General features: G+C 71.4%; 24 protein-coding genes. 11 read left to right on the top strand and 13 right to left on the bottom strand.

What is annotated here, in order from left to right:
• Positions 1-78: 78 nt before the first annotated feature.
• A complete protein-coding gene (locus tag OG206_RS26215) occupies positions 79-1020 on the top strand; it encodes an RluA family pseudouridine synthase (RefSeq protein ID WP_327120251.1) in 942 nt (313 codons plus the stop codon).
• A gap of 8 nt (positions 1021-1028) precedes the next feature.
• On the opposite strand, the gene OG206_RS26210 is transcribed toward OG206_RS26215, so the two are convergent.
• The 3 genes from OG206_RS26210 to OG206_RS26200 form a co-directional block, all read right to left on the bottom strand.
• Positions 1029-1658: an MBL fold metallo-hydrolase gene (locus OG206_RS26210; RefSeq protein WP_327120249.1), complete on the bottom strand. Its 630-nt coding sequence runs from the start codon at positions 1656-1658 to the stop codon at positions 1029-1031.
• On the bottom strand, positions 1658-2743 hold the full coding sequence (locus OG206_RS26205; protein WP_327120247.1) for an S-(hydroxymethyl)mycothiol dehydrogenase: 1086 nt from the start codon (positions 2741-2743) through the stop codon (positions 1658-1660). The genes OG206_RS26210 and OG206_RS26205 overlap by 1 nt, the downstream gene beginning before the upstream one ends.
• A gap of 75 nt (positions 2744-2818) precedes the next feature.
• Positions 2819-3520, bottom strand: a complete 702-nt coding sequence (locus tag OG206_RS26200; protein ID WP_327120245.1) for a FadR/GntR family transcriptional regulator — start codon at positions 3518-3520, stop codon at positions 2819-2821.
• 144 nt (positions 3521-3664) lie between these two features.
• Here OG206_RS26200 and OG206_RS26195 point away from each other — a divergent pair, with 144 nt between their 5' ends.
• A complete protein-coding gene (locus tag OG206_RS26195) occupies positions 3665-4174 on the top strand; it encodes a gluconokinase (protein WP_327120243.1) in 510 nt (169 codons plus the stop codon).
• An 11-nt stretch (positions 4175-4185) separates the two neighbouring features.
• On the top strand, positions 4186-5583 hold the full coding sequence (locus OG206_RS26190; protein ID WP_327120241.1) for a GntP family permease: 1398 nt from the start codon (positions 4186-4188) through the stop codon (positions 5581-5583).
• 5 nt (positions 5584-5588) lie between these two features.
• On the opposite strand, the gene OG206_RS26185 is transcribed toward OG206_RS26190, so the two are convergent.
• The 4 genes from OG206_RS26185 to OG206_RS26170 all read right to left on the bottom strand — a co-directional run bounded on the left by OG206_RS26185 (position 5589) and on the right by OG206_RS26170 (position 9616).
• Entirely contained in the window at positions 5589-6215 is a 627-nt protein-coding gene (locus OG206_RS26185) for a cytochrome b/b6 domain-containing protein (RefSeq protein ID WP_327120239.1), read from the bottom strand.
• Positions 6196-6966 carry a molybdopterin-dependent oxidoreductase gene (locus OG206_RS26180; RefSeq protein ID WP_442805901.1) on the bottom strand — a complete coding sequence of 257 codons (771 nt, stop codon included), beginning with the start codon at positions 6964-6966 and terminating at the stop codon, positions 6196-6198. Before OG206_RS26180 ends, OG206_RS26185 begins: the two co-directional genes overlap by 20 nt.
• 77 nt (positions 6967-7043) lie before the next feature.
• Complete coding sequence (locus tag OG206_RS26175) at positions 7044-8618, bottom strand: APC family permease (protein WP_327120237.1); 1575 nt, start codon at positions 8616-8618, stop codon at positions 7044-7046.
• Between the two features lie 35 nt (positions 8619-8653).
• On the bottom strand, positions 8654-9616 hold the full coding sequence (locus OG206_RS26170; protein WP_327120235.1) for a hypothetical protein: 963 nt from the start codon (positions 9614-9616) through the stop codon (positions 8654-8656).
• A gap of 240 nt (positions 9617-9856) precedes the next feature.
• On the opposite strand from OG206_RS26170, the gene OG206_RS26165 reads away from it, so the two are divergent.
• Positions 9857-10282: an ASCH domain-containing protein gene (locus tag OG206_RS26165; protein ID WP_327120233.1), complete on the top strand. Its 426-nt coding sequence runs from the start codon at positions 9857-9859 to the stop codon at positions 10280-10282.
• Positions 10283-10383: 101 nt separating this feature from the next.
• On the opposite strand, the gene OG206_RS26160 is transcribed toward OG206_RS26165, so the two are convergent.
• On the bottom strand, positions 10384-12039 hold the full coding sequence (locus tag OG206_RS26160) for an FAD-binding dehydrogenase (protein ID WP_327120231.1): 1656 nt from the start codon (positions 12037-12039) through the stop codon (positions 10384-10386).
• A 149-nt stretch (positions 12040-12188) separates the two neighbouring features.
• On the opposite strand from OG206_RS26160, the gene OG206_RS26155 reads away from it, so the two are divergent.
• From OG206_RS26155 to OG206_RS26130, 6 genes are all read left to right on the top strand, one after another.
• Entirely contained in the window at positions 12189-13106 is a 918-nt protein-coding gene (locus tag OG206_RS26155; protein WP_327120229.1) for a DMT family transporter, read from the top strand.
• A complete protein-coding gene (locus OG206_RS26150) occupies positions 13093-13620 on the top strand; it encodes an NUDIX hydrolase (RefSeq protein WP_327120227.1) in 528 nt (175 codons plus the stop codon). Before OG206_RS26155 ends, OG206_RS26150 begins: the two co-directional genes overlap by 14 nt.
• The gene (locus tag OG206_RS26145; protein ID WP_327120225.1) at positions 13617-14012 is read left to right on the top strand and encodes a YidH family protein; all 396 of its coding nucleotides are present in this window, start codon (positions 13617-13619) and stop codon (positions 14010-14012) included. Before OG206_RS26150 ends, OG206_RS26145 begins: the two co-directional genes overlap by 4 nt.
• Positions 14009-14320: a DUF202 domain-containing protein gene (locus tag OG206_RS26140; protein WP_327120223.1), complete on the top strand. Its 312-nt coding sequence runs from the start codon at positions 14009-14011 to the stop codon at positions 14318-14320. Before OG206_RS26145 ends, OG206_RS26140 begins: the two co-directional genes overlap by 4 nt.
• 178 nt (positions 14321-14498) lie before the next feature.
• Positions 14499-15521 (top strand): phosphotransferase family protein, encoded by a 1023-nt coding sequence (locus tag OG206_RS26135; protein WP_327120221.1) that lies wholly within the window; start codon positions 14499-14501, stop codon positions 15519-15521.
• Between the two features lie 7 nt (positions 15522-15528).
• Positions 15529-16743 (top strand): acyl-CoA dehydrogenase family protein, encoded by a 1215-nt coding sequence (locus tag OG206_RS26130; RefSeq protein WP_327120219.1) that lies wholly within the window; start codon positions 15529-15531, stop codon positions 16741-16743.
• A gap of 55 nt (positions 16744-16798) precedes the next feature.
• Here OG206_RS26130 and OG206_RS26125 read toward each other — a convergent pair whose 3' ends face one another.
• The 4 genes from OG206_RS26125 to OG206_RS26110 all read right to left on the bottom strand — a co-directional run bounded on the left by OG206_RS26125 (position 16799) and on the right by OG206_RS26110 (position 21639).
• Entirely contained in the window at positions 16799-18115 is a 1317-nt protein-coding gene (locus tag OG206_RS26125) for a M28 family metallopeptidase (RefSeq protein WP_327120217.1), read from the bottom strand.
• 462 nt (positions 18116-18577) lie between these two features.
• A complete protein-coding gene (locus OG206_RS26120; protein ID WP_327120215.1) occupies positions 18578-19171 on the bottom strand; it encodes a TetR/AcrR family transcriptional regulator in 594 nt (197 codons plus the stop codon).
• Between the two features lie 39 nt (positions 19172-19210).
• The gene (locus OG206_RS26115) at positions 19211-20878 is read right to left on the bottom strand and encodes an AMP-binding protein (RefSeq protein WP_327120213.1); all 1668 of its coding nucleotides are present in this window, start codon (positions 20876-20878) and stop codon (positions 19211-19213) included.
• Positions 20875-21639, bottom strand: coding sequence for an SDR family oxidoreductase (locus OG206_RS26110; protein WP_327120211.1), 765 nt, complete (start codon positions 21637-21639; stop codon positions 20875-20877). The genes OG206_RS26115 and OG206_RS26110 overlap by 4 nt, the downstream gene beginning before the upstream one ends.
• 172 nt (positions 21640-21811) lie before the next feature.
• Between OG206_RS26110 and OG206_RS26105 the strand changes: the two genes are divergently transcribed.
• A complete protein-coding gene (locus tag OG206_RS26105; RefSeq protein WP_327120209.1) occupies positions 21812-23080 on the top strand; it encodes an exo-beta-N-acetylmuramidase NamZ family protein in 1269 nt (422 codons plus the stop codon).
• Between the two features lie 70 nt (positions 23081-23150).
• On the opposite strand, the gene OG206_RS26100 is transcribed toward OG206_RS26105, so the two are convergent.
• Positions 23151-25760, bottom strand: a complete 2610-nt coding sequence (locus OG206_RS26100) for an N-acetylmuramoyl-L-alanine amidase (protein ID WP_327120207.1) — start codon at positions 25758-25760, stop codon at positions 23151-23153.
• Positions 25761-25888: the final 128 nt, after the last annotated feature.

Raw genomic sequence — 25888 nt, 5'->3', positions numbered from 1 at the left:
GAAGCGATGGCGCGGGTGGGATGATGGCCGGGCTGCGCCCGTCCCTTCCGGGCCCCTCCGGCGACAAGGACCGATGCCATGAGAGGACGGGCGAAACCCCCTCCCGCCCCGCTTCCCCAGCGCGCGGGCGTGGATCCCGTACGGGTCCGGCTCCCCGCCGATCCCGAAGGGGCCTGGACGACGGTCGGGGACCATCTGCTGGCCCGGTTCGCGGGGGCGGTCGGCGCGGAACGCGTGGCGGCGATGCTGGCAAGCGGCAGGTTCGTCGGGGCCGACGGCCGGGCCGTCGGGGCGGGCGAGCCGTACACGGCGGGCCGGTACCTCTGGTTCCACCGGGACTTCGCTCCCGAGGAGCCCGTGCCCTTCCCCGTCGGTGTGATCCACCGCGACGAGCACCTGGTGATCGCGGACAAGCCGCACTTCCTCAGCACCACTCCGCGGGGCCGGCACATCACCGAGACCCTGGTCGCGCGCCTGCGCGACGAGCTGGGGCTGCCGGATCTGCAGCCCGCGCACCGGCTCGACCGGCTGACGGCCGGCCTGGTGCTCTGCGTCGTGCGGCCGGGTGAACGGGGCGCCTACCAGACGCTGTTCCGGGACCGGCTGGTGCGCAAGGAGTACGAGGCGGTGGCCCCCTACGACCCCGGGGTCGCACTCCCCCGGACGGTGCGCAGCCGGATCGTCAAGGAGCGCGGGGTCATCGCCGCCCGCGAGGAGCCGGGTGAGGAGAACAGCGAGAGCCGGGTGGAGCTGCTGGACCACCGGGGCGGGCTCGGCAGGTACCGGCTGCTGCCCGCGACCGGGCGCACGCATCAGCTGCGGGTCCACATGAACGCGCTGGGGCTGCCGCTGGTGAATGATCCGGTCTATCCGGTCGTGGAGCCGGATCCGGCCCCCGGGGACTACCGGCGGCCGCTGCAACTCCTGGCGAGAATCCTGGAGTTCACCGACCCGGTCACGGGCGAGCCGCGCCGCTTCGAGAGCGGGCTGCGGCTCGCCGCGTGGCCGGGCGGGGAGTGAGCGGCACCTCAGTGACCGCGGTTGATCCAGTCCTCCAGCTGCGGCGCCTCGGCGCCGATGGTGGTGGAGTCGCCGTGCCCGGTGCGGACGACGGTCTCCGGCGGGAGGGCGAACAGCCGGTCCCTGATCGAGTCGATGATCGTCGGGAAGTGCGAGAACGACCGGCCGGTGGCTCCCGGCCCGCCTTGGAAGAGGGTGTCGCCGGTGAAGACGGTGCCCAGGCCGGGGGCGTGGAGGCAGACGGCGCCGGGGGCGTGGCCCGGGGTGTGGAGGACCGTCAGGCGTTCGCCGGCGATCTCCAGCACCTGTCCGTCGGCGAGTTCGCCGTCGGGGGCGCGGTCCGGGTGGGTCAGCTGCCACAGCGGCAGGTCGTCGGGGTGCAGCAGGATCCGCGCCCCGGTCGCGTCGGCCAGGGCGGGCGCCGCGTCGATGTGGTCGTTGTGCGCGTGGGTGCAGATGATGGCGCGCAGCGTGCGTCCGCCGAGCGCGGCCCGGATGGCGGCGGCGTCGTGGGCGGCGTCGATGACGACGGCCTCGGTGTCGTCGCCGACGATCCAGACGTTGTTGTCGACGTCCCACTCGCCGCCGTCGAGGGCGAAGGTGCCGGAGGTGACCAGGTGGTCGATGCGGGCGGTCATCAGAAGACCACCACCGAGCGCAGGACGTCGCCGTCGTGCATCCGGCCGAAGGCGTGCTCGATGTCGCCGAGCCCGATGGTCTCCGTGACGAAGGCGCCGAGGTCCAGACGGCCCTGCTGGTGGAGGTCGATGAGCATGGGGAAGTCGCGGGAGGGCAGGCAGTCGCCGTACCAGGACGACTTGAGCGAACCGCCGCGCCCGAACACGTCGAGGAGCGGGAGTTCGAGCTGCATCTCGGGGGTCGGGACGCCGACGAGGACGACGGTGCCGGCGAGGTCGCGGGCGTAGAAGGCCTGCTTGTACGTCTCCGGGCGGCCGACCGCCTCGATGACGACGTCGGCGCCGTTGCCTCCGGTCAGCGCGCGGATCGCTTCGACGGGGTCGCCGGAACGGGAGTTGACGGTGTGGGTCGCGCCCATCTTCTTCGCCGTCTCCAGCTTGCGGTCGTCGATGTCGACCGCGATGATCTTCGCTGCTCCCGCGAGCCGGGCGCCGGCGATCGCCGCGTCACCGACTCCGCCGCAGCCGATGACGGCGACGGAGTCGCCCCGTCCGACCTGGCCGGTGTTGATGGCGGCGCCGATTCCCGCCATGACGCCGCAGCCGAGGAGGCCGGCGACGGCCGGGGAGACCTCCGGGTCGACCTTGGTGCACTGACCGGCGGCGACGAGGGTCTTCTCGGCGAAGGCTCCGATGCCGAGCGCCGGGGACAGCTCGGTGCCGTCCAGGAGGGTCATCTTCTGCTTGGCGTTGTGCGTGTTGAAGCAGTACCAGGGACGGCCGCGCAGGCAGGCGCGGCACTGGCCGCACACGGCACGCCAGTTGAGGACGACGAAGTCACCGGGGGCGACGTCGGTGACGTCGTCGCCGACGGACTCCACCACACCCGCCGCCTCGTGGCCGAGGAGGAAGGGGAAGTCGTCGTTGATCCCGCCCTGCTTGTAGTGCAGGTCGGTGTGGCAGACGCCGCACGCCTGGATGCGGACCACTGCCTCGCCGGGACCCGGGTCCGGCACGAGGATCGTCTCGACGCGAACGGGCTCGTCCCTGCCCGGTGCGATGACCCCTTGTACCTGCTGCGCCATGCCGTGGTCTCCCATCCCGACTGCCCCGTCCGCCCGAAGATCGAGCCCGCCCACCGTACCCGGAAGCGGCTCCGCTCAAGGGGCCAGTACGTCCAGTTCGTGGAGCGCGCCCACGGCGATCTCCTTGGTCAGCCGCTCGGCGGCCGCCGCGTCGCCCTCGCGCACGGCTTCGGCGACCCGCACGTGGAGTGTGACCGCGGCGGGGTCGGGGTCCTCGAACATCACCTGGTGGTGTGTACGGCCGGCGAGGACCTCGGCGACGACGTCGCCGAGCCGCGCGAACATCTCGTTGCCGGAGGCGTTGAGCACGATGCGGTGGAAGGCGACGTCGTGCCGGAGGTAGCCCTCCAGTTGCCGGCCGCGCGAGGTGGCGACCATGCCGAGGGCGCACTCCGTGAGTTCCGCGCACTGCTCAGCCGTGGCGTGGCGTGCGGCGAGGCCCGCCGCGACGGGCTCCACCGCGGACCGCAGGACGGTGAGGGAGCGCAGCTGCCGGGGCCGGTCGGAGCCGGCGAGTCGCCACCGGATGACCTGGGGGTCGTAGACGTTCCACTCCTCGGTGGGCCGCACGGTCACCCCCACCCGGCGCCGGGACTCGACCAGGTGCATGGATTCCAGGACCCGGATCACCTCGCGTACGACGGTGCGTGAGACGTCGAAGCGCTGGGCGAGTTCGTCGGTGCGCAGGATCGTGCCGGGCGGGCTGTCACCCGCGGCGATCTCGAGACCCAGGGTGTCCAGCACATGTGTATGCAGCCCCTGGCCCTGTGTGGTCATGCCCACCAGCCTACGGGGCCACACGGAAGCCAAAAAGTACGACGTTTATGTCACAGCCTCTTGAATAAGTCGTATGTAATGGGTTTCAGTAGCGCGACGGACCGATGTCGACGGACCGATGTCGATGAAGACAGCGAGGCACCGATGAGCACCCCCCACGTCGTCGTGGTGATGGGCGTAGCAGGGACCGGCAAGACCACGATCGGTCCCCTGCTCGCCGACCGGCTCGGCGTTCCCTACGCCGAGGGCGACGACTTCCACCCGCCCGCCAACATCGCGAAGATGTCCTCGGGCACCCCCCTGGAGGACGGCGACCGCTGGCCCTGGCTGGACGCGATCGGCCGGTGGGCACACGGCCGGGCGGGGCTCGGCGGGGTCGTCAGCAGTTCGGCGCTCAAGCGCGTCTACCGCGACAGGCTGCGCGCCGAGGCGCCCGGCGCCCTCTTCCTGCACCTGACGGGCGACAGGGCGCTCATCGAACGACGCATGGCGGCCCGCAAGGGCCACTTCATGCCGACGGCCCTGCTCGACTCCCAGTTCGCCACTTTGCAGCCACTGGAGGTGGACGAGGCCGGGGTGTCGGTCGACGTGTCCGGCACCCCCGAGGAAATCACCGACCGGGCCGTCGCCGCGCTGCGCCGGCTCAAGAGCTGAGGATCATCACCGTGACAGGTCTCAGCGTCGAGATGCTGGCAGCGGATGCCGTCGAACCCATCACTTCGGCCGGCAACGCGCAGCTGGGCATCGCCGTCCTGGCGGGCATAGCCGTCATCGTTCTGCTCATCACCACGTTCAAGATGCACGCGTTCCTCGCGCTGACCATCGGCTCCCTGGCCCTCGGCTCCTTCGCCGGCGCCGATCCGGCGAAGACGATAGCCAGCTTCACCGCGGGGCTCGGCTCCACGGTCGCCGGCGTCGGTGTCCTCATCGCCCTCGGAGCCATCCTGGGCAAGCTGCTCGCCGACTCCGGCGGCGCCGACCAGATCGTCGACACGATCCTCGCGAAGGCGAGCGGGCGTGCGATGCCGTGGGCGATGGTCCTGATCGCCTCGATCATCGGACTTCCGCTGTTCTTCGAGGTCGGAATCGTGCTGATGATTCCGGTGGTGCTGCTGGTCGCCAAACGCGGCAACTACTCCCTGATGCGGATCGGCATCCCCGCACTCGCCGGCCTCTCGGTGATGCACGGCCTGATCCCGCCGCACCCCGGCCCTCTGGTCGCGATCGACGCCCTCGGCGCCAACCTCGGTGTCACTCTGGCCCTCGGCGTGCTGGTGGCCGTCCCGACGGTGGTCATCGCCGGGCCGGTCTTCTCCCGCTACGCCGCCCGCTGGGTGGACATCGAGGCGCCGGAGAAGATGATCCCGCAGCGCCCGTCCGAGGACCTGGAGCGGCGCCCGGGCTTCGGCGTGACCCTGGCGACGATCCTGCTGCCCGTCGTGCTGATGCTGGCCAAGGCGCTCGTCGACATCGTGGTGGACGACCCCGAGAACCACGTCCAGCGAGTCACCGACGTCATCGGTTCGCCGCTGATCGCCCTGCTCGCGGCTGTCATCGTGGGCATGTTCACCCTGGGCCGCGCGGCCGGGTTCACCAAGGTCCGGCTCAGCGCCACCGTCGAGAAGTCGCTCGCCCCGATCGCGGGCATCCTCCTGATCGTGGGTGCGGGCGGCGGTTTCAAGCAGACCCTCATCGACGCCGGTGTGGGCCGGATGATCCTGGAGTTCTCCGAGAACTGGTCGGTACCGGCCCTGCTGCTCGGCTGGCTCATCGCCGTCGCGATCCGTCTGGCGACGGGTTCGGCGACGGTGGCCACCATCTCGGCGGCCGGCCTGGTCGCCCCGCTGGCCGCCGGCATGTCGACCTCGCACACGGCGCTGCTCGTCCTCGCGGTCGGTGCGGGCTCGCTCTTCTTCAGCCATGTCAACGACGCGGGGTTCTGGCTGGTGAAGGAGTACTTCGGCATGGACGTCCCGCAGACGCTCAAGACCTGGTCGGTGATGGAGACGATCATCTCCGTCGTCTCGCTGGCCTTCATCCTGCTGCTGTCGCTGGTGCTGTAGCCCGTCTACTCGTCCGGCTCCCGCCACAGCGGGTGCTCGGTCCGGGCCCAGGAGCGCTCGACCGATCCGGTGCGCATGCCACGGCGTGCCTCCGGGTCGGCGAGCGCCTTCGCCGTGTGCCCGGCGAGGGCGATGCCTACGGCGAGTGCCAGCCAGTCGTGGACGAACGTCGCGCCGGTGCGCCACACCAGCGGCGTGAGCCCGGTGAACCACATCAGCAGGCCGGTCCCCAGCATGACGAGTACGGCGCCCGCGATCCATGCGGCGTAGAGCTTCTGACCGGCGTTGAACTTCCCGGCCGGGCGCGACCCTGGTGACCGGTCGCGGCGCAGCGCGGCCCGCAGCCACCGCCGGTCGTGCGGTCCGAAGCGGTTGAGCCGGGAGAGGTCGGCGCGCAGCGCGCGGGACACGAGGCCCGCGAGCAGCGGAACGGGGGCGAGCAGCCCGGACCATTCGTGCACGGTGACCACGAGGTGCCTGCGGCCGGCGAGTTCCGCGAGCTGCGGGACGTACAGGCAGGCGGCCGTGGCGACGCAGAGCAGTACCAGCCAGGCCGTGGTGCGGTGCACCCACCGCTCTGCGGTGCTGAACCGGCGTATCCGCGGCGGGTGTTCAGACGGTGGGGGTGTCATCGCGGCCGTTGGACCGGCCGACCCAGGCGTCGACGTCATAACCGAGCTCCTCCCAGTATCCGGGGCGCACGGAATCGGTCACGGTGATCCCGGACAGCCATTTCGCCGACTTGTAGAAGTACATGGGGGCGACGTAGAGGCGGACCGGGCCGCCGTGGGCGTGGGCCAGCGGCTCGTCCTTCATGCGCAGGGCGACCAGGACGTCGGCGCGGCGGGCCTGTTCCAGGGTCAGGCTCTCGCTGTAGGCACCGTCGAAGCAGGTGAAGCGTACGGCCTTCGCCCCGGGCCGTACGCCCGCCGCGTCCAGCAGTGCCCGGAGGCCGACGCCCTCGAACGGGGTCTTGGGCACCCGCCATCCCGTGACGCACTGGACGTCGCGGACGAGGCGGGTCTGCGGCAGTGCCTTCAGCGAGTCGAGCGTGTACGTGGCCGGGCGGTCGACCATGCCGTCCACGGTGAGCCGGTAGTCGGCGGCGGTCTTCTCCGGTACGGAGGTGGTGACGGAGTAGTAGCGGAAGCCGCCGCCGTTGGGGAGCAGACCGGTGAGCCCGGTGGGGTCCTTGCCGGCGACGGCTCCCAGCCCGTTCTCCATCGCGCCCTGGAGGGAGGGGGCGGCGGCCACCCCGGCGACGCCGAGGCCGAGCATGGCCAGCACCAGGCGGCGGCCGACGGGTGTGCCCGCGCTGTCCGTGTCCGGCGGTGCGCCGGATACGGGAGGGGGGCCGCCGGGGTCTGGAGTCTCACGTTTCACCGGCCCATTCGAACACCCGCGGCCGTCCCGTCACCAGGGGCCGCGGGCGCACGTCACGCTTCGGTAAGAAGGGGCGGTCAGCGCGGGCCCGCGGGCACGCCCTCCGATGCCTTCTCCAGCTGGAAGGCCTCGTTGCCGAGCCCGATCCTCGCGTGGACCTCGGGCCTGGTGCGGCGCAGCAGTGCCCCGTAGGCCAGGCCCACGACGAGGGCGAGGACGATGACGCCGGGCAGCACCCAGTTGAGCACCGAGCCGGGGCCGGAGCCGACCAGGACGTCGAAGTCCCGGACCGTGAAGACGGCGATGGCGAGGAGAGCGGCGCCCGCGAGTCCCGAGGCGATGAGGCGGGGTGCCTGGGCCCGGCCGGCTCCGCGGCGTACGAAGAACGCGATGACGGCGAAGGAAGCCGCGGCCATCAGCACGATGACTCCGAGCGCGCCGACGTTGCCCATCCAGGTGAAGAGGTGCAGGACCGGCGCCGTGGGGTCGCCGACCGGGTAGTCGTCGGCGAGCGCGAAGGCCAGCACGATGACGACGGAGACCGCGGACTGGAGCATGGATCCGGTGGCGGGCGCGCCGCTCGCCTTGCTGGTGCGGCCGAAGCCGGCGGGCAGCAGTCCCTCACGGCCCATGGCGAACGCGTAGCGGGCGACCACGTTGTGGAAGCTGAGCAGCGCGGCGAACATGCCGGTGACGAACAGGACGTGCAGGACGTCGGTGAACGTGGAGCCGAGGCGCTCCTCGGTGAGGCCGAAGAGCATGCCCGGGCCCTGCTTCAGCGAGGTGTCCGCGATGGAGGCCGGGCCGGCGGCGACGGTGAGGGCCCAGGAGCTGACGGCGAGGAACAGTGCGGCGTAGCCGACGGCCAGGAACATCACCCGGGAGACGACGATCTGCGGGCGGCTGGTCTCCTCCGCGTACACCGGGGCCTGTTCGAAGCCGACGAACGCGGCGATGCAGAAGCAGAGCGCGGTGCCGAGGCCGGCTCCGGTGAGCGTCTCCGGGTCGAACGCGTGCAGGGACAGCCCTTCGGGTCCGGGCTTGCCGATGGCGGCGATGTCGAAGATCACCACGAGGGCGCACTCGACGACGAGCAGCACGCCGAGCACCTTGGCGTTGAGGTCGATCTTCAGCCAGCCGAGTACGCCGACGACGGCCACGGAGACGAGGGCCGGGACCCACCACACCAGGTCGATGTCGAGATAGGTGGCGAAGAGGCCGGAGACCTCGAAGCCGAGGATGCCGTAGATGCCCACCTGCATGGCGCTGTAGGCGACCAGGGCGACGAGCGAGGCACCCGCGCCGGCGGTCGGCCCGAGGCCGCGCGCGATGTAGGCGTAGAAGGCGCCGGCGTTGTGGACGTGCCGGCTCATCTCCGCGTAGCCGACGCTGAACAGCATCAGGACGACGCCGAGGATGACGTACAGCAGGGGCTGTCCGACGATGCCCATGACGCCGAAGACGGTCGGCATCACTCCGGCGACGACCATCAGCGGGGCGCTGGCCGCGAGGACCGAGAGGAGCAGGCCCGGGGTGCCGAGCCGGTCGGCACGCAGGGCGCGCTCCGCACCCTTGTAGGTGTTGATCCCGCCGGTGCCGTCGGCCGTCCGGCCGGTCGCGGTCCCGCTCGTATCTGATCTGCCCGTCGACATGGCGGGGGTGGTCCCTTCGTTGAGAGCAACCTGCATCACGGGGCGCCGAGCGCGTAGGTGCGCGCGGCGAGGAATTCGGGGTAGGCGTCGCGGCCCGAGTACGACCAGGGGGCCTCGGTCGCGTGGGGGCCGATGCGGTGGAAGAGGGCCGCCGCCTCGGCGGGTCTGCCTTCGCAGATCTTCGCGTGGGCCAGGAAATTGAGGTCTGCGCGGTGGCGGGGGTGGTCCTCCCGTTCCCATTCCAGCCACCAGTCGAAGGCGGCCTTCATCACCTGCCGGGCGCGGCGGCCGGTCCAGTGGCCGGAGGCGGCCGGGTCGTCCCCCAGGGCTCCGGCCGCGACGAGGACGCGGTAGCGCTCCGCGTGCGCGACGACGGGGAGGACCGCGAGCGGCGAGTCGGCCGGGGCCTGTTCGGCGGCCCAGGCGGCGAAGTCGTACACCTCGTGGAGCGGGTCGCTCTCGGGGCGCGCCTCGGCGATACCCGCCGTCATGAGGTGGTGGGCCTGGTGGTGTTCGGGGTGGCGGGCGCGGATCTCCTCGAAGTACCGGGCGACCGCCTCCTGGGTGCCGTGGGTACGCTCCAGCGCCATCAGCCCGAGCCAGGGGGTGGGATCGGCCGGGTGGAGCGCCGCGGCGGTGAGGCATGCCTCGCGGGCCCGGTCGCGCTCGCCGGTCCCCGCCTTGGGCCGCTGGGCGTGCGCCACGGCCGCGCAGGCGAGCAGCGTGGTCGCGTCGGGGCTGTCCGGTTCGGCGAGCAGCCAGTCGCGGGCCCACCCCGCGGCGGACGGGACGGCGGCGAGGGTGAGGACGCGGTGGCCCCTGTGGTCCCAGTCGGCGCCAGTGGCGACGAGCAGGGAGCGGGCCCGTGTCCAACGGCCCTGGGCGAACCGGCCACGTACTTCGATGAGTTCGCTGTCGTCGAGCGCCGGGTCGAAGGTGTGGTCCGAGCGCCCGCCTCTGCGGCGGGCGCGGCCCAGGGGTGGCGGAGGCGGAGACATCCGCGAGTTCCTTTTCCACTTCGACATGGCACCGGCGCATATCGATGCTGTGTGCGAGCAAACGATCGCGCACAGCAAAGCGGTAGGCAACGCTTCACGTCAAGGGGCGGCTTGGGCCAACTACATTTAATTTGCAAGCAGTTGACGGCCGAAGGTGGTGGACCGGCCCTTTCGCGCAGTTCGCGCCCCGGTCAGGGAGGTGACGGGTGAGGGCGAGGTGACGCGTGCCACACTGCGGCCATGGAGAACCGTGAACCGCTCAAGCCCTTCCTCCTCGCCTTTCCCGGCCCTCTGCGCGACCGGCTGGTGGCGGCGGTGCTCTCCGGCGCGAAGGTCTCGACCTCCGGCCTGCTCGCCGAGTACGAGGTGGAGAAGGAGGACCTTCCGCCCGTGGGGGAGCGTTCCGCGCTCATCGACTCCGACGGGCGGGAGGTCGCCGTCGTAGAACTGACGGAGGTCAGGGTTCTGCCCCTGGGGTCGGTCGATGAGCGGCACGTGCGGGACGAGGGGGAAGGACACACCTCGGTCGCGGAGTGGCGGGCGGGGCACGAGGTGTTCTGGCACGGCGAGGAGATGCGGGAGGCCCTCGGCGACCCGCTGTTCACCGTGGACGACGGGACGATGATCGTGGCCGAGCGGTTCCGGGTGGTGGAACGGCTGGTGTGACGGACGTCCGGGCAGCCGTGGCCCGGGCGCCCGTCACGCCGGTCCGGGCCGTGAGGATTCCGCCGGGACGGCCGGACGTGGTCCGCCCGTCACACGGTTCGTCAGCCGACGGCCTTCGCGGCCGCGCGGCCGGCGGCGCGGCCGGAGAAGATGCAGCCGCCCAGGAACGTCCCCTCCAGCGACCGGTAGCCGTGCACCCCGCCGCCGCCGAATCCGGCCGCCTCCCCCGCCGCGTACACCCCGGGCAGCGGGGCGCCGTCCTCGGCGAGGACCCGGGAGGACAGGTCGGTCTCCAGGCCGCCCAGCGACTTGCGGGTCAGGATGTTGAGCCGGACGGCGATCAGCGGACCGGCGGCCGGGTCGAGGATGCGGTGCGGCTTCGCGGTGCGGATCAGCTTGTCGCCCAGGTAGGAGCGGGCTCCGTTGATCGCCGTGATCTGGAGGTCCTTGGTGAAGGGGTTGGCGATCTCTCGGTCGCGGGCGGTGATCTCGCGCCGCAGGGCGTCCTCGTCGATCAGGCCCTCGCCGGTGAGGGCGTTCATGCCCCGCACGAGCGCGCCGAGGTCCTTCTCCACGACGAAGTCCGCCCCCTTGTCCATGAAGGCCCGCACCGGCGCGGGGACGTCGGCACGCGCCCGGCCGATCACACCGCGGACCGACTTGCCCGTGAGGTCGGGGTTCTGCTCGGAGCCGGAGAGGGCGAACTCCTTGCCGATGATCTTCTGGTCGAGAACGAACCACGTGTAGCCGTGCCCGGACCGCATGATGTGTTCGAGAGTGCCCAGCGTGTCGAAGCCGGGGAAGAGCGGCACCGGCAGGCGCTTGCCGCGGGCGTCCAGCCAGAGGGACGACGGGCCGGGCAGGATCCGGATGCCGTGCTTGTCCCAGATGGGGTTCCAGTTCTCGATGCCCTCGGTGTAGTGCCACATCCGGTCGCGGTTGATGTGGCGGGCGCCCGCCTTCTCGGCGATGCCCAGCATCAGTCCGTCGACGTGGGCGGGGACCCCGGAGAGCATCTTCTCCGGCGGGGTGCCCAGCCGCTCGGGCCACTGGGCGCGCACGAGGTCGTGGTTCCCGCCGATGCCTCCGGAGGTGACGATCACGGCCTGGGCGCGTAGCTCGAAGGACCCCGCGACCTCGCGGCCGCTCGCTGTGCCCCGCTCGGCGCCGCTCTCCACGAGGATCTCGCCGGTGACGGTGTCGACCGCGCCCGCGGAGCGGCCGAGCCCCGTCACCCGGTGGCGGAAGCGGGGCCGGACGAGGCCCTTGGCGATGCCCTCGCGGACCCGTCGCTCGAAGGGTGCGACGACCCCGGGACCGGTGCCCCAGGTGATGTGGAAGCGGGGTACGGAGTTGCCGTGCCCCGTGGCGTCGTATCCGCCGCGCTCCGCCCAGCCGACGACGGGGAAGAAGCGCAGCCCCTGCGCGTGCAGCCAGGACCGCTTCTCCCCCGCGGCGAAGTCGACGTACGCCTCGGCCCACTGCCGCGGCCAGTGGTCGTCCTCGCGGTCGAAGCCCGCCGTGCCGTACCAGTCCTGCAGGGCCAGTTCGCGGCTGTCCTTGATCCGCATGCGGCGCTGCTCGGGCGAGTCGACGAGGAAGAGCCCGCCGAAGGACCAGTGCGCCTGACCGCCGATGGACTGCTCGGGCTCCTGGTCGAGGAGGATGACGGTCCGGCCCGCGTCGACGAGCTCGGCGGTGGCGACCAGCCCCGCGAGTCCTGCCCCGATCACGATCACATCAGCGTCGTACGCCATGGGTTCCATCCTTCGGGGCGGTGCGGAGCGGGGACAGCAGGGCGAAGTTACCTGTGGGTCAGATCTTCTGTACGGGCCGCGCCCACGTCAACCGTCCGGTCGACGCCGGCCTCACGCCTCCGATACGGCCGCGGGGCTATCGTCGGACCGTGTCCTTGCTGGTGATCGCTCTTTCCGTGGCCGCGGCATGCTGTGCGGGCTTCGGTTTCGTCCTGCAGCAGGACGCGGCCCGCCACGCGCCGCCGAGTGATTTCCTCTCGCCCCGGCTGCTGCTGGACCTGATGAGGGTGCCGAGCTGGCTGGCCGGCATCGGTCTGATGATCTGCGGCATGGTCCTCGGCGCGCTGGCGCTGGGGCGGGGTGAGGTGTCGGTCGTCGAACCGCTGCTGGCCACCAATCTGCTCTTCGCGCTGGCCCTCTCGCGCTACTTCACCGGACAGCGCCTCGGCCGCCAGGGCTGGGGCGGTCTCTGGCTGCTGGCCGGCGGCGTCACCACGTTCCTGCTGGCCGGCCAGCCGCGCGGCGGCGAGGCGGTGACGGAACCGCTGCGGCACTGGCTGGTGATCGGCCTGGTGGTCGGGCTCGCGCTGGCGCTGACCGCCTTCGCCAGACACCCGCGCACCCCGTGGGCCCCCACGCTGCTGGGTCTGGCGGGGGGTCTGCTCTACGGACTCCAGGACGCCCTGACCCGGGTCTGCGTCCTCCGGCTGGACGACGGCGGATGGGCGGCGCTGTTCACGGGCTGGCAGCCGTATGCCCTGGTCGTCCTGGGCGTGACCAGCCTGATCCTCGTCCAGAGCGCGTTCGAGGCGGGTCCGCTGCGGATGTCGCTGCCGGCCCTGACCGCGGCACAGCCACTGGCCGGGATCGTCTGCGGGATCGGCTTTCTCGGCGACCAGGTGCGCACCGACACCGGGGCGCTGGCCTGGCAGGCGGCGGGGCTCGCGGCGATCGTGGCCGGGATCGTGCTGCTGGGGCTGCACCCGGCCATGCCGGTGGGGAAGGAGAAGCACGGTGCCACGGCCGCCGACCGGTTGATGTTGGATGGACGGCATGACTCCGGCTGACGAACTACTGGACATCGTCGACGAGAACGACGAGGTCGTCGGGCAGGCGACGCGCGGTGAGGCGACCGCACGTGGCCTGCGTCACCGCTGCGCCTTCATCGAGGTGCGGGACGGCGCAGGCCGGCTGTTCGTGCACCGCAGAACGGCGACGAAGCTCGTCTTCCCCTCGCACTACGACATGTTCGTCGGCGGCGTCGTGGGCGCCGGCGAGTCCTACGACGAGGCCGCGCTGCGTGAGGCGGAGGAGGAGCTGGGGGTGTCCGGGCTCCCCCGCCCCACACCGCTCTTCACGTTCCTCTACGAGGGCGACGGGCACAGCTGGTGGTCGTACGTGTACGAGGTGCGCTGCGAGCTGCCCGTGCGGCCGCAGCGGGAGGAGGTCGCCTGGCACACCTTCCTGACGGACTCCGAACTGTCGGAGCGGCTGCCCGACTGGACCTGGGTGCCGGACGGGCTGGAGGCGTACCACCGGCTGCGGGACTTCCGGGCGGGCTCGCCGGGGGCGGGCGTGTGAGCGGCTTCGTGCGGGGGCTCCGGCTGTGGTTCGCGCCGGAGCGGATCCGTGAGGAGGGTGACACCCCGGACTACCGCTTCTCCCTGGCCAACGAGCGCACCTTCCTGGCCTGGATCCGGACCGCTCTGGCGCTGATCGGCGGCGGTTTCGCGGTCGATCAGTTCCTGCCCGACCTGGCCTGGGGCGTCCGGGCGGGTCTCGCCCTCGGGTTGCTGGCCGCGGGGGTGCTCTGCGCACTGCGGGCCGTGGACCACTGGGTGCGGTGCGAGCGGGCGATGCGGCGCGGCGAGGATCTGCCCGCGTCCCGCTTCCCGGCACTGCTGAGCCTGGTCGTCGCCGTGGTGGCGGTCGCGATGGTGGTGGTCGTCCTGTTCGGCTGGGAGGGCCGGTGACCGGTCCGGCCCGCGATCCCGGTCTCCAGCCGGAACGGACGCGGCTGGCCTGGCGGCGCACCACGCTGGCGTGCACGGTGGTGGGTCTGCTGGCGGGCCGGCAGGCCCTGCACGGCGGTGCGGGGTCTGCCGGCGTGCTCGCGGTGGCGCTGAGCCTGGTGGCCTGGCTGGGCTTCCTCCTGGTGGCGCACCGCCGGGTCACGGACATGGGCAGCGCGCGGCCCGCCCCCCTGTCTCCGCGCCACGCGCTGACGGCGGCCGGGTGCACGGTCGCGCTCGCGGTGTTCGGCGTCGCCACACTCTTCTGACATGCCGCACGTTGCGGGCCGCCGGTCATCGGTGACGCCCTGCGGGCGGTGAAGGGCCGGCCGGCACCCGGCACGGGGAGCCGGAGATCACGTCGCCGATTCCGGGCGGACACTGGACGACATACCGACTGGTCGGCATCATGGTTCCGACCGTTCAACCGCCTCGGAGGTGCGCACCATGAGCCCAGTCCACCCGCCAGGTCTCGACCTGGACCTGCTGCGCGGCCATCTCGACCGCGAACGGCCGGGGCTGGTCGACGGACCTCTCGACGCCCGGGTCATCGAGGGCGGACGCTCGAACCTCACCTACGTCGTCACCGACGGCTCCGGCCAGTGGGTCGTGCGCAGGCCGCCGCTGGGCCATGTCCTCGCCACCGCGCACGACATGAAGCGCGAGCACCGCGTGATCAGCGCCCTGCACCCGACGGCGGTCCCGGTGCCGCGGCCACTCCTGCTCTGCGAGGACGACTCGGTCATCGGCTCGCCGTTCTACGTCATGGAGTACGTCGAGGGGACGCCGTACCGCACCGCCGAGCAGCTCGCCCCGCTCGGCGCGGAGCGCACCCGCGCCGTCGTCCTGGGGCTCGTCGACACCCTGGTGGACCTGCACGCGGTGGATCCCGCGAGCGTCGGCCTGGGCGACTTCGGGCGCCCGGACGGCTTCCTGGACCGGCAGTTGCGGCGCTGGGGGAAGCAACTGGACGCGTCCCGCAACCGCGAACTCGCGGGCATCGACGAACTGCACGCCTCGCTCGGCCGGGAGCTCCCCGTCTCCCCCGCGCCCACCGTCGTCCACGGCGACTACCGCCTGGACAACGTGCTGATCGGCGGCGACGACCGCATCAAGGCCGTACTGGACTGGGAGATGTCGACGCTCGGCGACCCGCTGACGGACCTCGGGCTGCTGGTGATGTACAGCTCCGATCTGGACCTGCCCGAGTCGCCGGTCTCCACGACGAGCGGCGCGGCGGGCCATCCCAGCCCCGCCGAGCTGATCCGGCGCTACGCGGAGCGTTCCGGCCGTGCCACCTCCGCCATCTCCTGGTACACGGCGTTCGCGTGGTTCAAGCTCGCCGTGATCCTCGAGGGCATCCACTACCGCTACACGCTGGGCCAGACGGTCGGCGCCGGCTTCGACCGCATCGGCGACCTGGTCCCCGTCTTCATCGCGCACGGCCTCACCACCCTCCAGGAAGGCTGATCACACCGTGGACTTCGCATTCGACTCCCGTACCGAGGAGCTGCGCACCAGGCTGCTCGCGTTCATGGACGAGCACGTGTACCCCGCCGAGCAGGTCGCCGAGGAGCAGCGCGCACAGCTCGCCTCGCCGTGGGACACTCCCCGGATCGTCGGGGAACTCAAGGCGGAGGCACGCAGGCAGGGCCTGTGGAACCTCTTCCTCCCGGACGCGGAGTACGGCGCCGGGCTGACGAACCTCCAGTACGCCCCGCTGGCCGAGATCACCGGCCGCAGCCCCCATCTGGCGCCCACCGCGGTGAACTGCGCGGCCCCGGACACCGGGAACATGGAGGTGCTCTCCCAGTTCGGCTCGGACGCACAGAAGAAGCAGTGGCTGGAGCCGCTGCTGGCCGGGGACATCCGCTCGGCGTTCGCGATGACGGAGCCCGAGGTGGCCTCGTCGGACGCGACGAACATCGAGACGCGGATCGCCCGGGACGGCGGGGACTACGTCATCAACGGGCGCAAGTGGTACATCTCCGGGGCGATGAACCCCGACTGCGCGGTCTTCATCGTGATGGGCAAGACGGACCCGGACGGCGAGGACATCCGGCGCCAGCAGTCGATGATCCTCGTCCCGCGCGACACCCCGGGGCTGGAGGTGCGCCGGGCGATGCAGGTGTACGGCTACGAGGACCATTCGCACGGCGGCCACGCCGAGGTCGTGTTCACCGACGTGCGCGTGCCGGCCTCGAACCTGATCGGCGAGGAGGGCGGCGGCTTCGCCATCGCCCAGGCGCGGCTGGGTCCCGGCCGTATCCACCACTGCATGCGGCTGATCGGGATGGCCGAGCGCGCGATCGAGCTGATGTGCAGGCGGGCCGTCGCCCGCAACACCTTCGGCAAGCCGCTCGCCCAGCAGGGCGTCGTCCAGAACTGGATCGCGGACGCCCGGGTGACGGTGGAGCAGCTGCGGCTGCTGGTCCTGAAGACGGCGTGGCTGATGGACACGGTGGGCAACCGGGGGGCGCACACCGAGATCCAGTCGATCAAGATCGCCACCCCGCGCGCGGTCTGCGACATCCTCGACCGGGCGGTGCAGCTGTACGGCGCCGGGGGCGTCAGCCAGGACTTCCCGCTGGCCGAACTCTGGGCCTCGGCGCGGACGCTGCGGCTGGCGGACGGACCGGACGAGGTGCACCAGCGGTCGCTGGCGCGGCGGGAGATCAAGAAGTACCTCTGAACCCCGGTGCGGGGAGGCGCCCGTACGGCGCCTCCCCGGCGGGTCGGAAGGCGGGTCAGAAAGTGAGCTGCCAGCTGTCGATGTAGCCCGTGTCCTGCGCGGCGACATCCCTGACCTGGAGCTTCCAGGTGCCGTTGGCGACCTCGCTCGACGCGTTGACCGTGTACGTCGCGATCACGTTGTCGGCGGAGTCGCTGCTGCTGGAGTTCTTCAGCCGGTAGGCCGTGCCGTCGGGGGCGAGCAGGTCGACGACGAGGTCACCCCGGTAGGTGTGCTTGATGTCCACACCGACCTTGAGCGCGGACGGGGCGTTGCCCGTGCGCCCGGTCACCGCGACCGGGGAGGTCACCGCGGCGCCGTTGTCGGGCACGTTGTAGTTGGCGGCGTTGCTGAAGACCGTCCCGGTCGGCGGGGTGACCGTCCCGGCGGACAGGGTCCATATCGCGTGGGCCACCGCGTCGCTGTTGCGGTCCAGGGCCGTGTCGTTGATGTTCGTCGTCGTGTCGCACGACGAGTGGTAGCAGCGGTCGAAGGCCTGGCCGGCCGTGCCGCCCCACTTCTGGGCCTGGGCGCTCGTCTTCGTGTAGTCCGCGCCCGAGAACAGGCCGCCGACGGGGACGCCCGCGCTCTTGAACGGGGCGTGGTCGGAACGTCCGTCGCCCTCGGTCTCGATCTCCGTGGGTATCGACAGACCGGCGTAGTAGTCCTTGAAGGTCTGCTCGATGACCGGGTCGTCGTCGTAGACGAAGTAGCCCGGGTTGGGCGAGCCGATCATGTCGAAGTTGAGATAGCCGGCGAGCTTGGAACGCTCGGTGGAGGCCAGGTTGTTGACGTAGTACTTCGATCCGACGAGGCCCAGCTCCTCGGCTCCCCACCAGGCGAACCGCAGGTGCTTGTCGGGCGCGAGCTGCGCCCGGGAGACCGCGAGGGCGGTTTCCAGCACGGCCGCCGATCCGGAACCGTTGTCGTTGATCCCGGCTCCGGAGGTCACCGAGTCGAGGTGCGAACCGGCCATGAGGACGTTGTTCGGGTCACCGCCCGGCCAGTCGGCGACGAGGTTGTACCCGGTGGCGCCGCCGGAGGTGAACTGCTGGAGGGCCGTGGTGTATCCGGCCGCGTCCAGCTTGGCCTTCACGTAGTCGATGGACGCCTTGTAACCGGTGCGCCCGTGGGCCCGGTTGCCGCCGTTGGCGGTGGCGATCGACTGCAGCTGCGTGAGGTGCGCCTTGACGTTGGCCAGGGGTATGTCGGGGGCGGCGGCAGCGACCGCGGGGGCGGCCGGCTCCGCGTGGACCGCGGGGGCGGCGGCTGCCAGCAGGGCGGTCGCGGCGAGCGCGACGGCGGGCAGGGATCTGAGGCGGAGAGGTCTCATGTCGGGCTCCGGATTCCGTTGGGGAGTGACGGAACGTGCGGGGGTCCCCGTCCGTGCACGGCCGGGGCCTGGAGCTGGCGGTGCGAAGTGCGCCCCCGATGCTCAATCAATGTCCGCGTACCGTCAAGAGCAGGATTCGGACAGCACCGTCCGGTATACGGACACATCAGGAGAGCGTCCCGCCGCTTCCGGCCCGGGCGGCCGGGCCCGAGCACCCCGTCGGGGCGGCAAGGGAACTGGTCAGCCGCCGCGGGAGCTGAACGCGGACGAGGAGCTCGTACGGAAGGCGCTCCCCGGATCCGCCGTCCTCGCGGAGGAGTTCGCCTCGGAACTCCTCACCGCCCTCGGCCTACCGGATCCCGGCTGATCCCGCCGCAGACGGCCGGCGGGGCCCCCGCAGGCCCCGCAGCCCGGCGGTCCGGTCCGTCAGGGGCGCGGATCCGTCGGGGGGGGGCGGCGCTCTCAGGGACGCAGCGCCCTCAGCAGCAGGTCCGCCAGGTGGTCGGCGACCTCCCGCTGACTGAGCGGGCCGTCCGGGCGGTACCACGTGGAGAGGTGGTGCACCGAGCCGAAGTGGTAGTCGACGACCAGGTCGGCCGGGGTCGCGGAGGAGAACACACCGGCCCGCTGCCCCTCCTCGATCAGGGCCCGGAAGCGCTCGTGGTAGCGGCGGCGCTCGATCCGCACCTGCTTGTTCTTCTCCGGGCTCAGGTGGTGCATCGAGCGGAAGAAGATGGAGGCGTCGTCGAGGTTGTCGATGGTCGTGACGACGACGTCGGCCGCGGCGTCCCGCAGCCGCTCCTCGACGGGCGCCTCGGCGTCGGCGAACGCGTCGAGGCGCTCCTGCTGGAGCCGCAGCACCCGCGCGTAGACCTCCTGGAGGAGGTCCTCCTTGGAGCCGAAGTAGTGGTAGAGGGCCCCCTTGGTGACCCCCGCCGCCTCGACGATCTCCTGCACGGAGGTGCGGTCGTATCCGCGCTCCGCGAAGAGCCGGGTGGCGGCGGCCAGCAGCCTCTGGGGGACGGGCACGCCGTTCCCGTCCGTCGCCTTGGCCATGTGCCGCCACCTGCCCTCTCGTACCGCGCGTGAACCGCTCTACCGGGGGGAACGCAGTTCCCGCCTCAGGATCTTCCCACTCGCCGTCTTGGGGAGTTCCGTCAGGATCTCCACTTCGCGGGGGTACTTGTACGCGGCCAGCCGCTCCTTGCAGTACGCGCCGAGCTCGGCGGCGTCCGTCTCGGCTCCCGGGCGCAGGCTGACGTAGGCCCGGACCGTCTCGCCCCGGTAGGCGTCGGGGACACCCACGACGGCCGCCTCGCGCACGGCCGGGTGGGTGTAGAGGACGTCCTCGACCTCACGCGGCCAGACCTTGAAGCCGGAGGCGTTGATCATGTCCTTCTTGCGGTCGACGACGTACAGCCAGCCCGCGGAGTCCATGAAGCCGATGTCGCCGGTGCGCAGTTCCCCGCCGGGGAAGGACGCCTCGGTGGCCTCGGGCAGGTTCCAGTAGCCGGACACGACCTGGGGACCGCGTACGGCGATCTCGCCCTGCTCGCCGAAGGGGACGTCGTCGCCCTTCTCATCGATGATCCGTACCAGCGTGTCGGGCCCCGGGACGCCGACCGACAGGGTTCCGGACACCGGGTCGACGGGCGCCTCGTGCTCCGGCGGTACGGAGGCGCAGGGTGCGGTGCACTCGGTGAGCCCGTAGCCGTTGCGGATGTACGGGCCGAAGCCCTCGCGGAACTTCTCGACCAGCGCCGGCGGCAGCGGTGCGCCGCCGGAGGAGATCACCTGGAACGAGGCGAAGTGCTCCCGGGTGACGCCCGGATGCGCGGCGAGCGCCATGAAGGCGGTCGACGGACCCACGGTGTAGGCGGGACGGTGCTCGGCGAAGGCCTCCAGGACGACGCTCGCCTCGAAGCGGTAGGCGAGGACCAGGGTGCCGGCGTTCGCGATGCAGGCGGCGAGCTGGCACACCATGCCGGTGATGTGGAAGAGCGGCGCGAGGGCGAAGTAGGCCGAGCCCTCGGCGATGGGGTGGCCCGCGCGCTGCCGCTCCGCGTTGACCATGATGTTGCCCTGGGAGTTCATGGCGCCCTTGGGGGTGCCGCTCGTCCCGGAGGTGTAGCTGATCAGGGCGGTGTCCGCGGCGGTGAGTTCCCGGCCCGCGGGGGCGGCGAGGCCCCGGCGTGCCACGTCCAGCAGGTCGTCGGCCCAGTCGTCCGGGCCCGGCGCGGGCATCCGCTCGAAGTTCAGGACGCGCGGGTCGTCGGCCGACTGGAGGTCGAGCTCGCAGGCGGTGACCGCGATGCGCACGGCGGGGGCGGCCTCGGCCGTGGCCCGCAGGTAGGACGCCCAGGCCCGGTCGGAGCAGATCAGTGCGCCGACCTGTGCGTCCTTCAGCACGTGCCCGACCTCGCCGGACTTGTACATCGGGTTGAGCGGGACGACGGTCGCGCCGGCCTTCCAGGCACCGAGCAGGGCGATCACGAAGTGCGGGGTGTTCTGCAGCATGATCGCCACCCGGTCGCCGCGCTCCAGCCCCTCGGCCGCCAGGTGTCCGGCCACGGAGTCCGAGAGCGCGTCGGCCTCGCGATAGCTGAGGCGTCCGTCGAAGTAGGCGAGCGCGGTGTGGTCCGGGGCCCGCCCGACGGCCGCCCGGAAGGCGTGGACCACGGTCTCGGCAGGGTGCACGGGAGCGAGCTGGGCCTCGCTGAGCAGTGCCGTCCAGGGCTTCGCCGCGTAGATCGACTCGGTCATGCTCCGGCCTCCTCCCACTTCCGCTGCAGGTGGTTCATGCTGCCGATCCAGTGGTCGGGGTCCTTGGCGCGGGCGCGGTAGTAGCCGGCCACCTCGGGGTGCGGCAGCACCAGGAAACGGTCCTGCTCCATCGCCTCGAACAGCGCGCCGGCGACCGCTTCCGGTTCGATCGCGGTGGGGGCGAGGACGAGGTCGCCCGCCGATCCGGCGGCCGTGAGCATGTCCGTTCGCACCCCCTGGGGGCAGATCGTGTGGACCTTGATGCCGCGGTGCCGGTAGGTCAGGGAGAGCCACTCGGCGAAGGCGACGGCACCGTGCTTGGAAACGCTGTAAGGAGCAGCCCCGATCATCGTGAGCAGACCCGCCGCCGACGCGGTGGAGACGAAACGGCCGCTGCCGCGCTCCAGCCACTCCGGCAGGAGCGCCCTGGCCGCACGGACGTGCGCCATCACGTTGACGTCCCAGGCCGCCGCCCACACGTCCTCCTCGGCGAAGGCGTCGCCTCCCGAGGCGAGACCGGCGTTGGCGCAGTAGACGTCCACCGTGCCGCCGAGGGCTTCGCGTGCGGCGTCCACGACGGTGGACGCGTCGCCGGCCACGACGGTGCCGCCGATCTCCTCGGCGAGGGCTTCGACCCGGTCCGCCTTCAGGTCGTTGACGACGACCCGTGCGCCCTCCGCGGCGAATCTGCGGGCCAGGGCGGCTCCGATGCCGCCTCCGGCTCCGGTCACCACTACGCCAGCGCCCTGCACCGTACTCATCGGTCCCGCCTTTCCCGTGCGTCCTACCCGGCAGACTAACCAGTCGGTATGTGATCCGGGAAGGGGCCCGGGGCAGGACTGGGAATCTGCCCAGTCCAAGGCGTTCCGTGTAGACCACACGCGCGCTAGCGTGCGTGACCAAGGCAGTCGTCGCGATCATGGAGGTAGTGGAATGACCCTGTCCAGGCGTGGTGTGCTGGCCGCCGGCGGAGCGATCGGGGCCCTCGCGGCAACCGCCGCCGGGCCAGGGACGGCCGCGGCAGCGGGCCGGGGGCACGGAGCCGGGCACGGCGGTGTCCGGACCGGCTTCGACCGGCTCGCCGCCGACGGCTACCGGATGCTGGCCGGGGAGAAGGTCGGCATCGTCACGAACCCCACCGGGATCACCTCGGACGTCCGGCACATCGTCGACGTGATGCACCCCGACGACCGCGTGAACCTGACCGCGGTCTTCGGACCCGAGCACGGTTTCCGCGGGACGGCGCAGGCCGGCGGTTCCGAGGGACGCTATGACGACCCCGCCACCGGGCTCCCGGTCTACGACACGTATCTGAAGAGCGGGCAGGCCCTCGCCGACATCTTCACGGCCTCGGGAGTCGACACCGTGGTGTTCGACATCCAGGACGCGGGGGCCCGCTTCTACACGTACATCTGGACGCTCTACGACTGCATGGAGGCGGCGGCGCTCGCCGGCAAGCGGTTCGTCGTGCTGGACCGGCCGAACCCGGTCACCGGCCGCGCCGCCCTGGGTCCCGTGCTCGACCGGGCCTTCGCGTCGTTCGTGGGCCGCCGGGAGATCTCCCAGGCGCACGGCATGACGGTCGCGGAGCTGGCACTGCTCTTCAACTCCGAGTTCCTGGCGGACCGCCCCGTGGAGCTGGACGTCGTGAAGATGTCGGGATGGCGGCGCGGCGACTTCTTCGACGCGACGGGTCTGCCCTGGGTCCCGCCGAGCCCTAACATGCCGACCCCGGAGACGGCGCTGGTCTACTCGGGTACGTGTCTGTTCGAAGGCACGCTCCTGTCCGAGGGCCGGGGCACGACGCGGCCGTTCGAGCTGCTGGGCGCGGAAGGCGTCGACCACCGCTGGGCGGCCGCCGCGAACGCGCTGGAGCTGCCCGGGGTGGCGTTCCGCGAGGCCTACTTCACGCCGACGTTCTCCAAGTTCCAGGGGAAGACGGTGGGCGGGGTGCAGGTGCACGTCCAGGACCGGGAGGTCTTCGACCCGGTGCGCACCGGGATCGCGCTGCTGGTGACGGCCAGGCAAACCTGGAGCGGGTTCGGCTGGCGGCCCGACAACGCCATCGACCGGCTCTCGGGCAACACCCGGGTCCGCACGATGATCGACGCGGGGGCGGACACCGACGAGGTGGTGGGAGCCTGGGCCGCAGACCTCGCCGCGTTCCGGAAGACGCGGCGGGAGTACCTGCTGTACAGGTGAGTGGGCGGCGTACGGACGCGGAGGCGGGGTGGTACGGGCCGGGCCCGTACCACCCCGCCTCCGTCTCAGCTCACTTGCGGAAGTAGCCGGTGATGTCCGCGATCAGGTCCAGGGTCCCCGAACGGTTGTAGAAGTTCACCTTGCCGTTCACCACGGGCACGATCACCAGATTCGCAGCCGTCTCGCCCTTCACGAGGTTCAGGTTCGACGCACTCGTACGTTCCGTGCCGTCCGGATAGACCGACACATAACTCGTCGCCCCCGTCACGTTCGTCGCCGTCACGTTCAGCACGACCGCCGTGACACCCTCCGCCGGCACACCGTCGACACCGGCGACCTGCAGGGTCACGACACCGTCCGCACCGACCGGCGCCTTCGGCACCCCCAGACCCGCACGGGTGTCCATCACACGCTTCGGACCGAGGTTGATGTGCGACGCGCCACCGTCGCCGGAGGCGAAGTAGCCGGTGATGTCGGCGATCAGGTCCAGGGTCCCCGAACGGTTGTAGAAGTTCACCCTGCCGTTCACGACCGGCACGATCACCAGGTTCGGAGCGGTCTGCCCCTTCACCAGGTTCAGGTTCGACGCGCTCGTGCGTTCCGTGCCGTCCGGATAGACCGACACATAACTCGTCGCCCCCGTCACGTTCGTCGCCGTCACGTTCAGCACGACGGCCGTGACACCCTCCGCCGGCACACCGTCGACACCGGCGACCTGCAGGGTCACGACACCGTCCGCACCGACCGGCGCCTTCGGCACCCCCAGACCCGCACGGGTGTCCATCACACGCTTCGGACCCAGGTTGACGTGCGTGGAACCCTCACCGACGGAGGTGAAGTAACCGGTGATGTCGGCGATCAGGTCCAGGGTCCCCGAGCGGTTGTAGAAGTTCACCCTGCCGTTCACCACGGGCACGATCACCAGGTTCGGAGCGGTCTGCCCCTTCACCAGGTTCAGGTTCGACGCGCTGGTCCTCGTCGTGCCGTCCGGATAGACCGACACATAACTCGTCGTCCCCGTCACGTTCGTCGCCGTCACGTTCAGCACGACGGCGCCGACGCCGGTGGACGGGATGCCGTTGGCACCCGTCACCTGAAGGGTGACCACACCGTCCGCACCGACCGGCGCCTTCGGCACGCCGAGGCCCGCACGGGTGTCCATGACCCGCTCGGGGGTCACGGGTACGAACTTCTTCGGGGTCGGGACGTTCACGTTCACCGCTGCGGTGACCGTGGTCCTGCCCGACTGGTGAACAGCCTTCACCTCGAGCTTGTGGGCACCCGGGACGAGCGTCGTGGAGGCGGAGCGGGCACTGCCCGCGACGGTGGCCACGCTCCGGCCGTCGGCGAGGAGCTCAAAGCCGCGGATGAGCGAACTGGGGGTGTCCGTGGACCAGTTCAGCGAAACGGGGCCGGGGGTCTCGTAGCCGGAGTCGACGGCGAACGCCCCGCCGCCGACCGATGTGACCTTGAGCGCCTGCACGGGTCCCGCGGCCAGAGTGCGGATGGCGGGAAGCTGCGGGTAGAGCTTCATGCCGGGGCACTCGGTGTTGAATCCGTCCCTGTGACCCGAGATCTGGCCGAAGGGGTACGACTGCCCGGCGACGAAGTCCTTGCCGGCGTAGTTCTTCTGCGTGGCCCCGGCCACCAGCGTGGTGTCGCCGGCCGGGTCACCGCCGTACTGCCCGAGCTTGTACGCGGCCACCCGGGCGGTCGCCTCGAGAGCGGCGGCCGACGCGCCGGCTGCCGTGTAGTCGCCGATGATCGCGACACTGGTCGACTCGCTGTTGAAGCCGTAGGTGTGCGCGCCCATGACGGGCTGGTCGATGCCGCCCTGACGTCCCTCGAAGATCGTGCCGCACTTGTCGACCAGGAAGTTGTAGCCGAGGTCGCGCCAGCCGTTCGTCTTCACGTGGTACACGTGCAGGGCCCGCACGACGGCCGCGGAATCGGCGCAGTTGTAGGCCCCGTCCGTGGTGTGGTGCACGAAGACGGCCTTGATGATGCCCTTCTCGAGGTAGATCGGACCCTCGTCGTTCAGCGACTCGTCGGCACCCCACTGGGCGCGGGTGACGACCGGGGGCTGCGGAACCGTCGACGGCGGGCCCGGGTCGACCGCGGGGGCAGCGGGTGCGGCGTCCGCGTCACCGTCCCGTGCCGAGCTCGCGCCGGCGACCGGGTCGATCATGTCGAGCCGGAGCCCGGCCGGAAGGGTGCCGGAGGCCGCGCCGTCACCGACCCGTACCTCGGCACCGTCGGAGCGGCCGACCCAGACCGGCTCGGTGGAGCCACGTTCGGAGGGCCGCTCGCCGTCGAGACCGGGCCGGTAGGGCTCCAAGTTGATCCAGTCGGACCACTCACCGGTCTCCGTGCTGCGGGTCCTCGCTTCGATCGTGCCGTTCACATCGGCACCGGCGTCGGGCCAGGACACGCCCAGCATGCCGAACGGCTGTGTCGTACGCCGTGAGAGGGCGGCCTCGCCACGCCCTGAGGACTTCAGGGCGAGCTTGTGCACCTCACTCCTGACCGGACCGTCGTGGTCCGCCGCGGCGCTGTAGGCGGCCGGCCGGCTCTCGTTCCGGGCGTCTTCCGCGCCCGCGCCGCTCGCTACGTTCTGGAACCCCAGAACGGCGACGACTCCGAGTGCGGCGGCCACAGCCGTACCGCGTACCCGATTCACTCTCAAGTTGTCCCCACCCCTTGATGCAGCTTGATCGAACTGCGCAATAGTACGGCCCGGAGAGCCCTGGCGCCCGGCGGTATTCCGGCGCTCTCACGAACGAGGTTCCCCGCACCGCCGCGAACAGC

Origin of the sequence: Streptomyces sp. NBC_01341, from assembly GCF_035946055.1 — a bacterium.
GTDB lineage: Bacteria > Actinomycetota > Actinomycetes > Streptomycetales > Streptomycetaceae > Streptomyces.
Note: the sequence above shows the minus strand (reverse complement) of the source record. Positions and strands in the feature narration are given on the sequence as shown.

Coding starts and splice junctions, on each gene's coding strand:
- OG206_RS26215 (WP_327120251.1), top strand. CDS start 79: ATGAGAGGACGGGCGAAACCCCCTCCCGCCCCGCTTCCCCAGCGCGCG.
- OG206_RS26210 (WP_327120249.1), bottom strand. CDS start 1,658: ATGACCGCCCGCATCGACCACCTGGTCACCTCCGGCACCTTCGCCCTC.
- OG206_RS26205 (WP_327120247.1), bottom strand. CDS start 2,743: ATGGCGCAGCAGGTACAAGGGGTCATCGCACCGGGCAGGGACGAGCCC.
- OG206_RS26200 (WP_327120245.1), bottom strand. CDS start 3,520: ATGACCACACAGGGCCAGGGGCTGCATACACATGTGCTGGACACCCTG.
- OG206_RS26195 (WP_327120243.1), top strand. CDS start 3,665: ATGAGCACCCCCCACGTCGTCGTGGTGATGGGCGTAGCAGGGACCGGC.
- OG206_RS26185 (WP_327120239.1), bottom strand. CDS start 6,215: ATGACACCCCCACCGTCTGAACACCCGCCGCGGATACGCCGGTTCAGC.
- OG206_RS26175 (WP_327120237.1), bottom strand. CDS start 8,618: ATGTCGACGGGCAGATCAGATACGAGCGGGACCGCGACCGGCCGGACG.
- OG206_RS26170 (WP_327120235.1), bottom strand. CDS start 9,616: ATGTCTCCGCCTCCGCCACCCCTGGGCCGCGCCCGCCGCAGAGGCGGG.
- OG206_RS26165 (WP_327120233.1), top strand. CDS start 9,857: ATGGAGAACCGTGAACCGCTCAAGCCCTTCCTCCTCGCCTTTCCCGGC.
- OG206_RS26160 (WP_327120231.1), bottom strand. CDS start 12,039: ATGGCGTACGACGCTGATGTGATCGTGATCGGGGCAGGACTCGCGGGG.
- OG206_RS26150 (WP_327120227.1), top strand. CDS start 13,093: ATGACTCCGGCTGACGAACTACTGGACATCGTCGACGAGAACGACGAG.
- OG206_RS26135 (WP_327120221.1), top strand. CDS start 14,499: ATGAGCCCAGTCCACCCGCCAGGTCTCGACCTGGACCTGCTGCGCGGC.
- OG206_RS26125 (WP_327120217.1), bottom strand. CDS start 18,115: ATGAGACCTCTCCGCCTCAGATCCCTGCCCGCCGTCGCGCTCGCCGCG.
- OG206_RS26120 (WP_327120215.1), bottom strand. CDS start 19,171: ATGGCCAAGGCGACGGACGGGAACGGCGTGCCCGTCCCCCAGAGGCTG.
- OG206_RS26115 (WP_327120213.1), bottom strand. CDS start 20,878: ATGACCGAGTCGATCTACGCGGCGAAGCCCTGGACGGCACTGCTCAGC.
- OG206_RS26110 (WP_327120211.1), bottom strand. CDS start 21,639: ATGAGTACGGTGCAGGGCGCTGGCGTAGTGGTGACCGGAGCCGGAGGC.
- OG206_RS26105 (WP_327120209.1), top strand. CDS start 21,812: ATGACCCTGTCCAGGCGTGGTGTGCTGGCCGCCGGCGGAGCGATCGGG.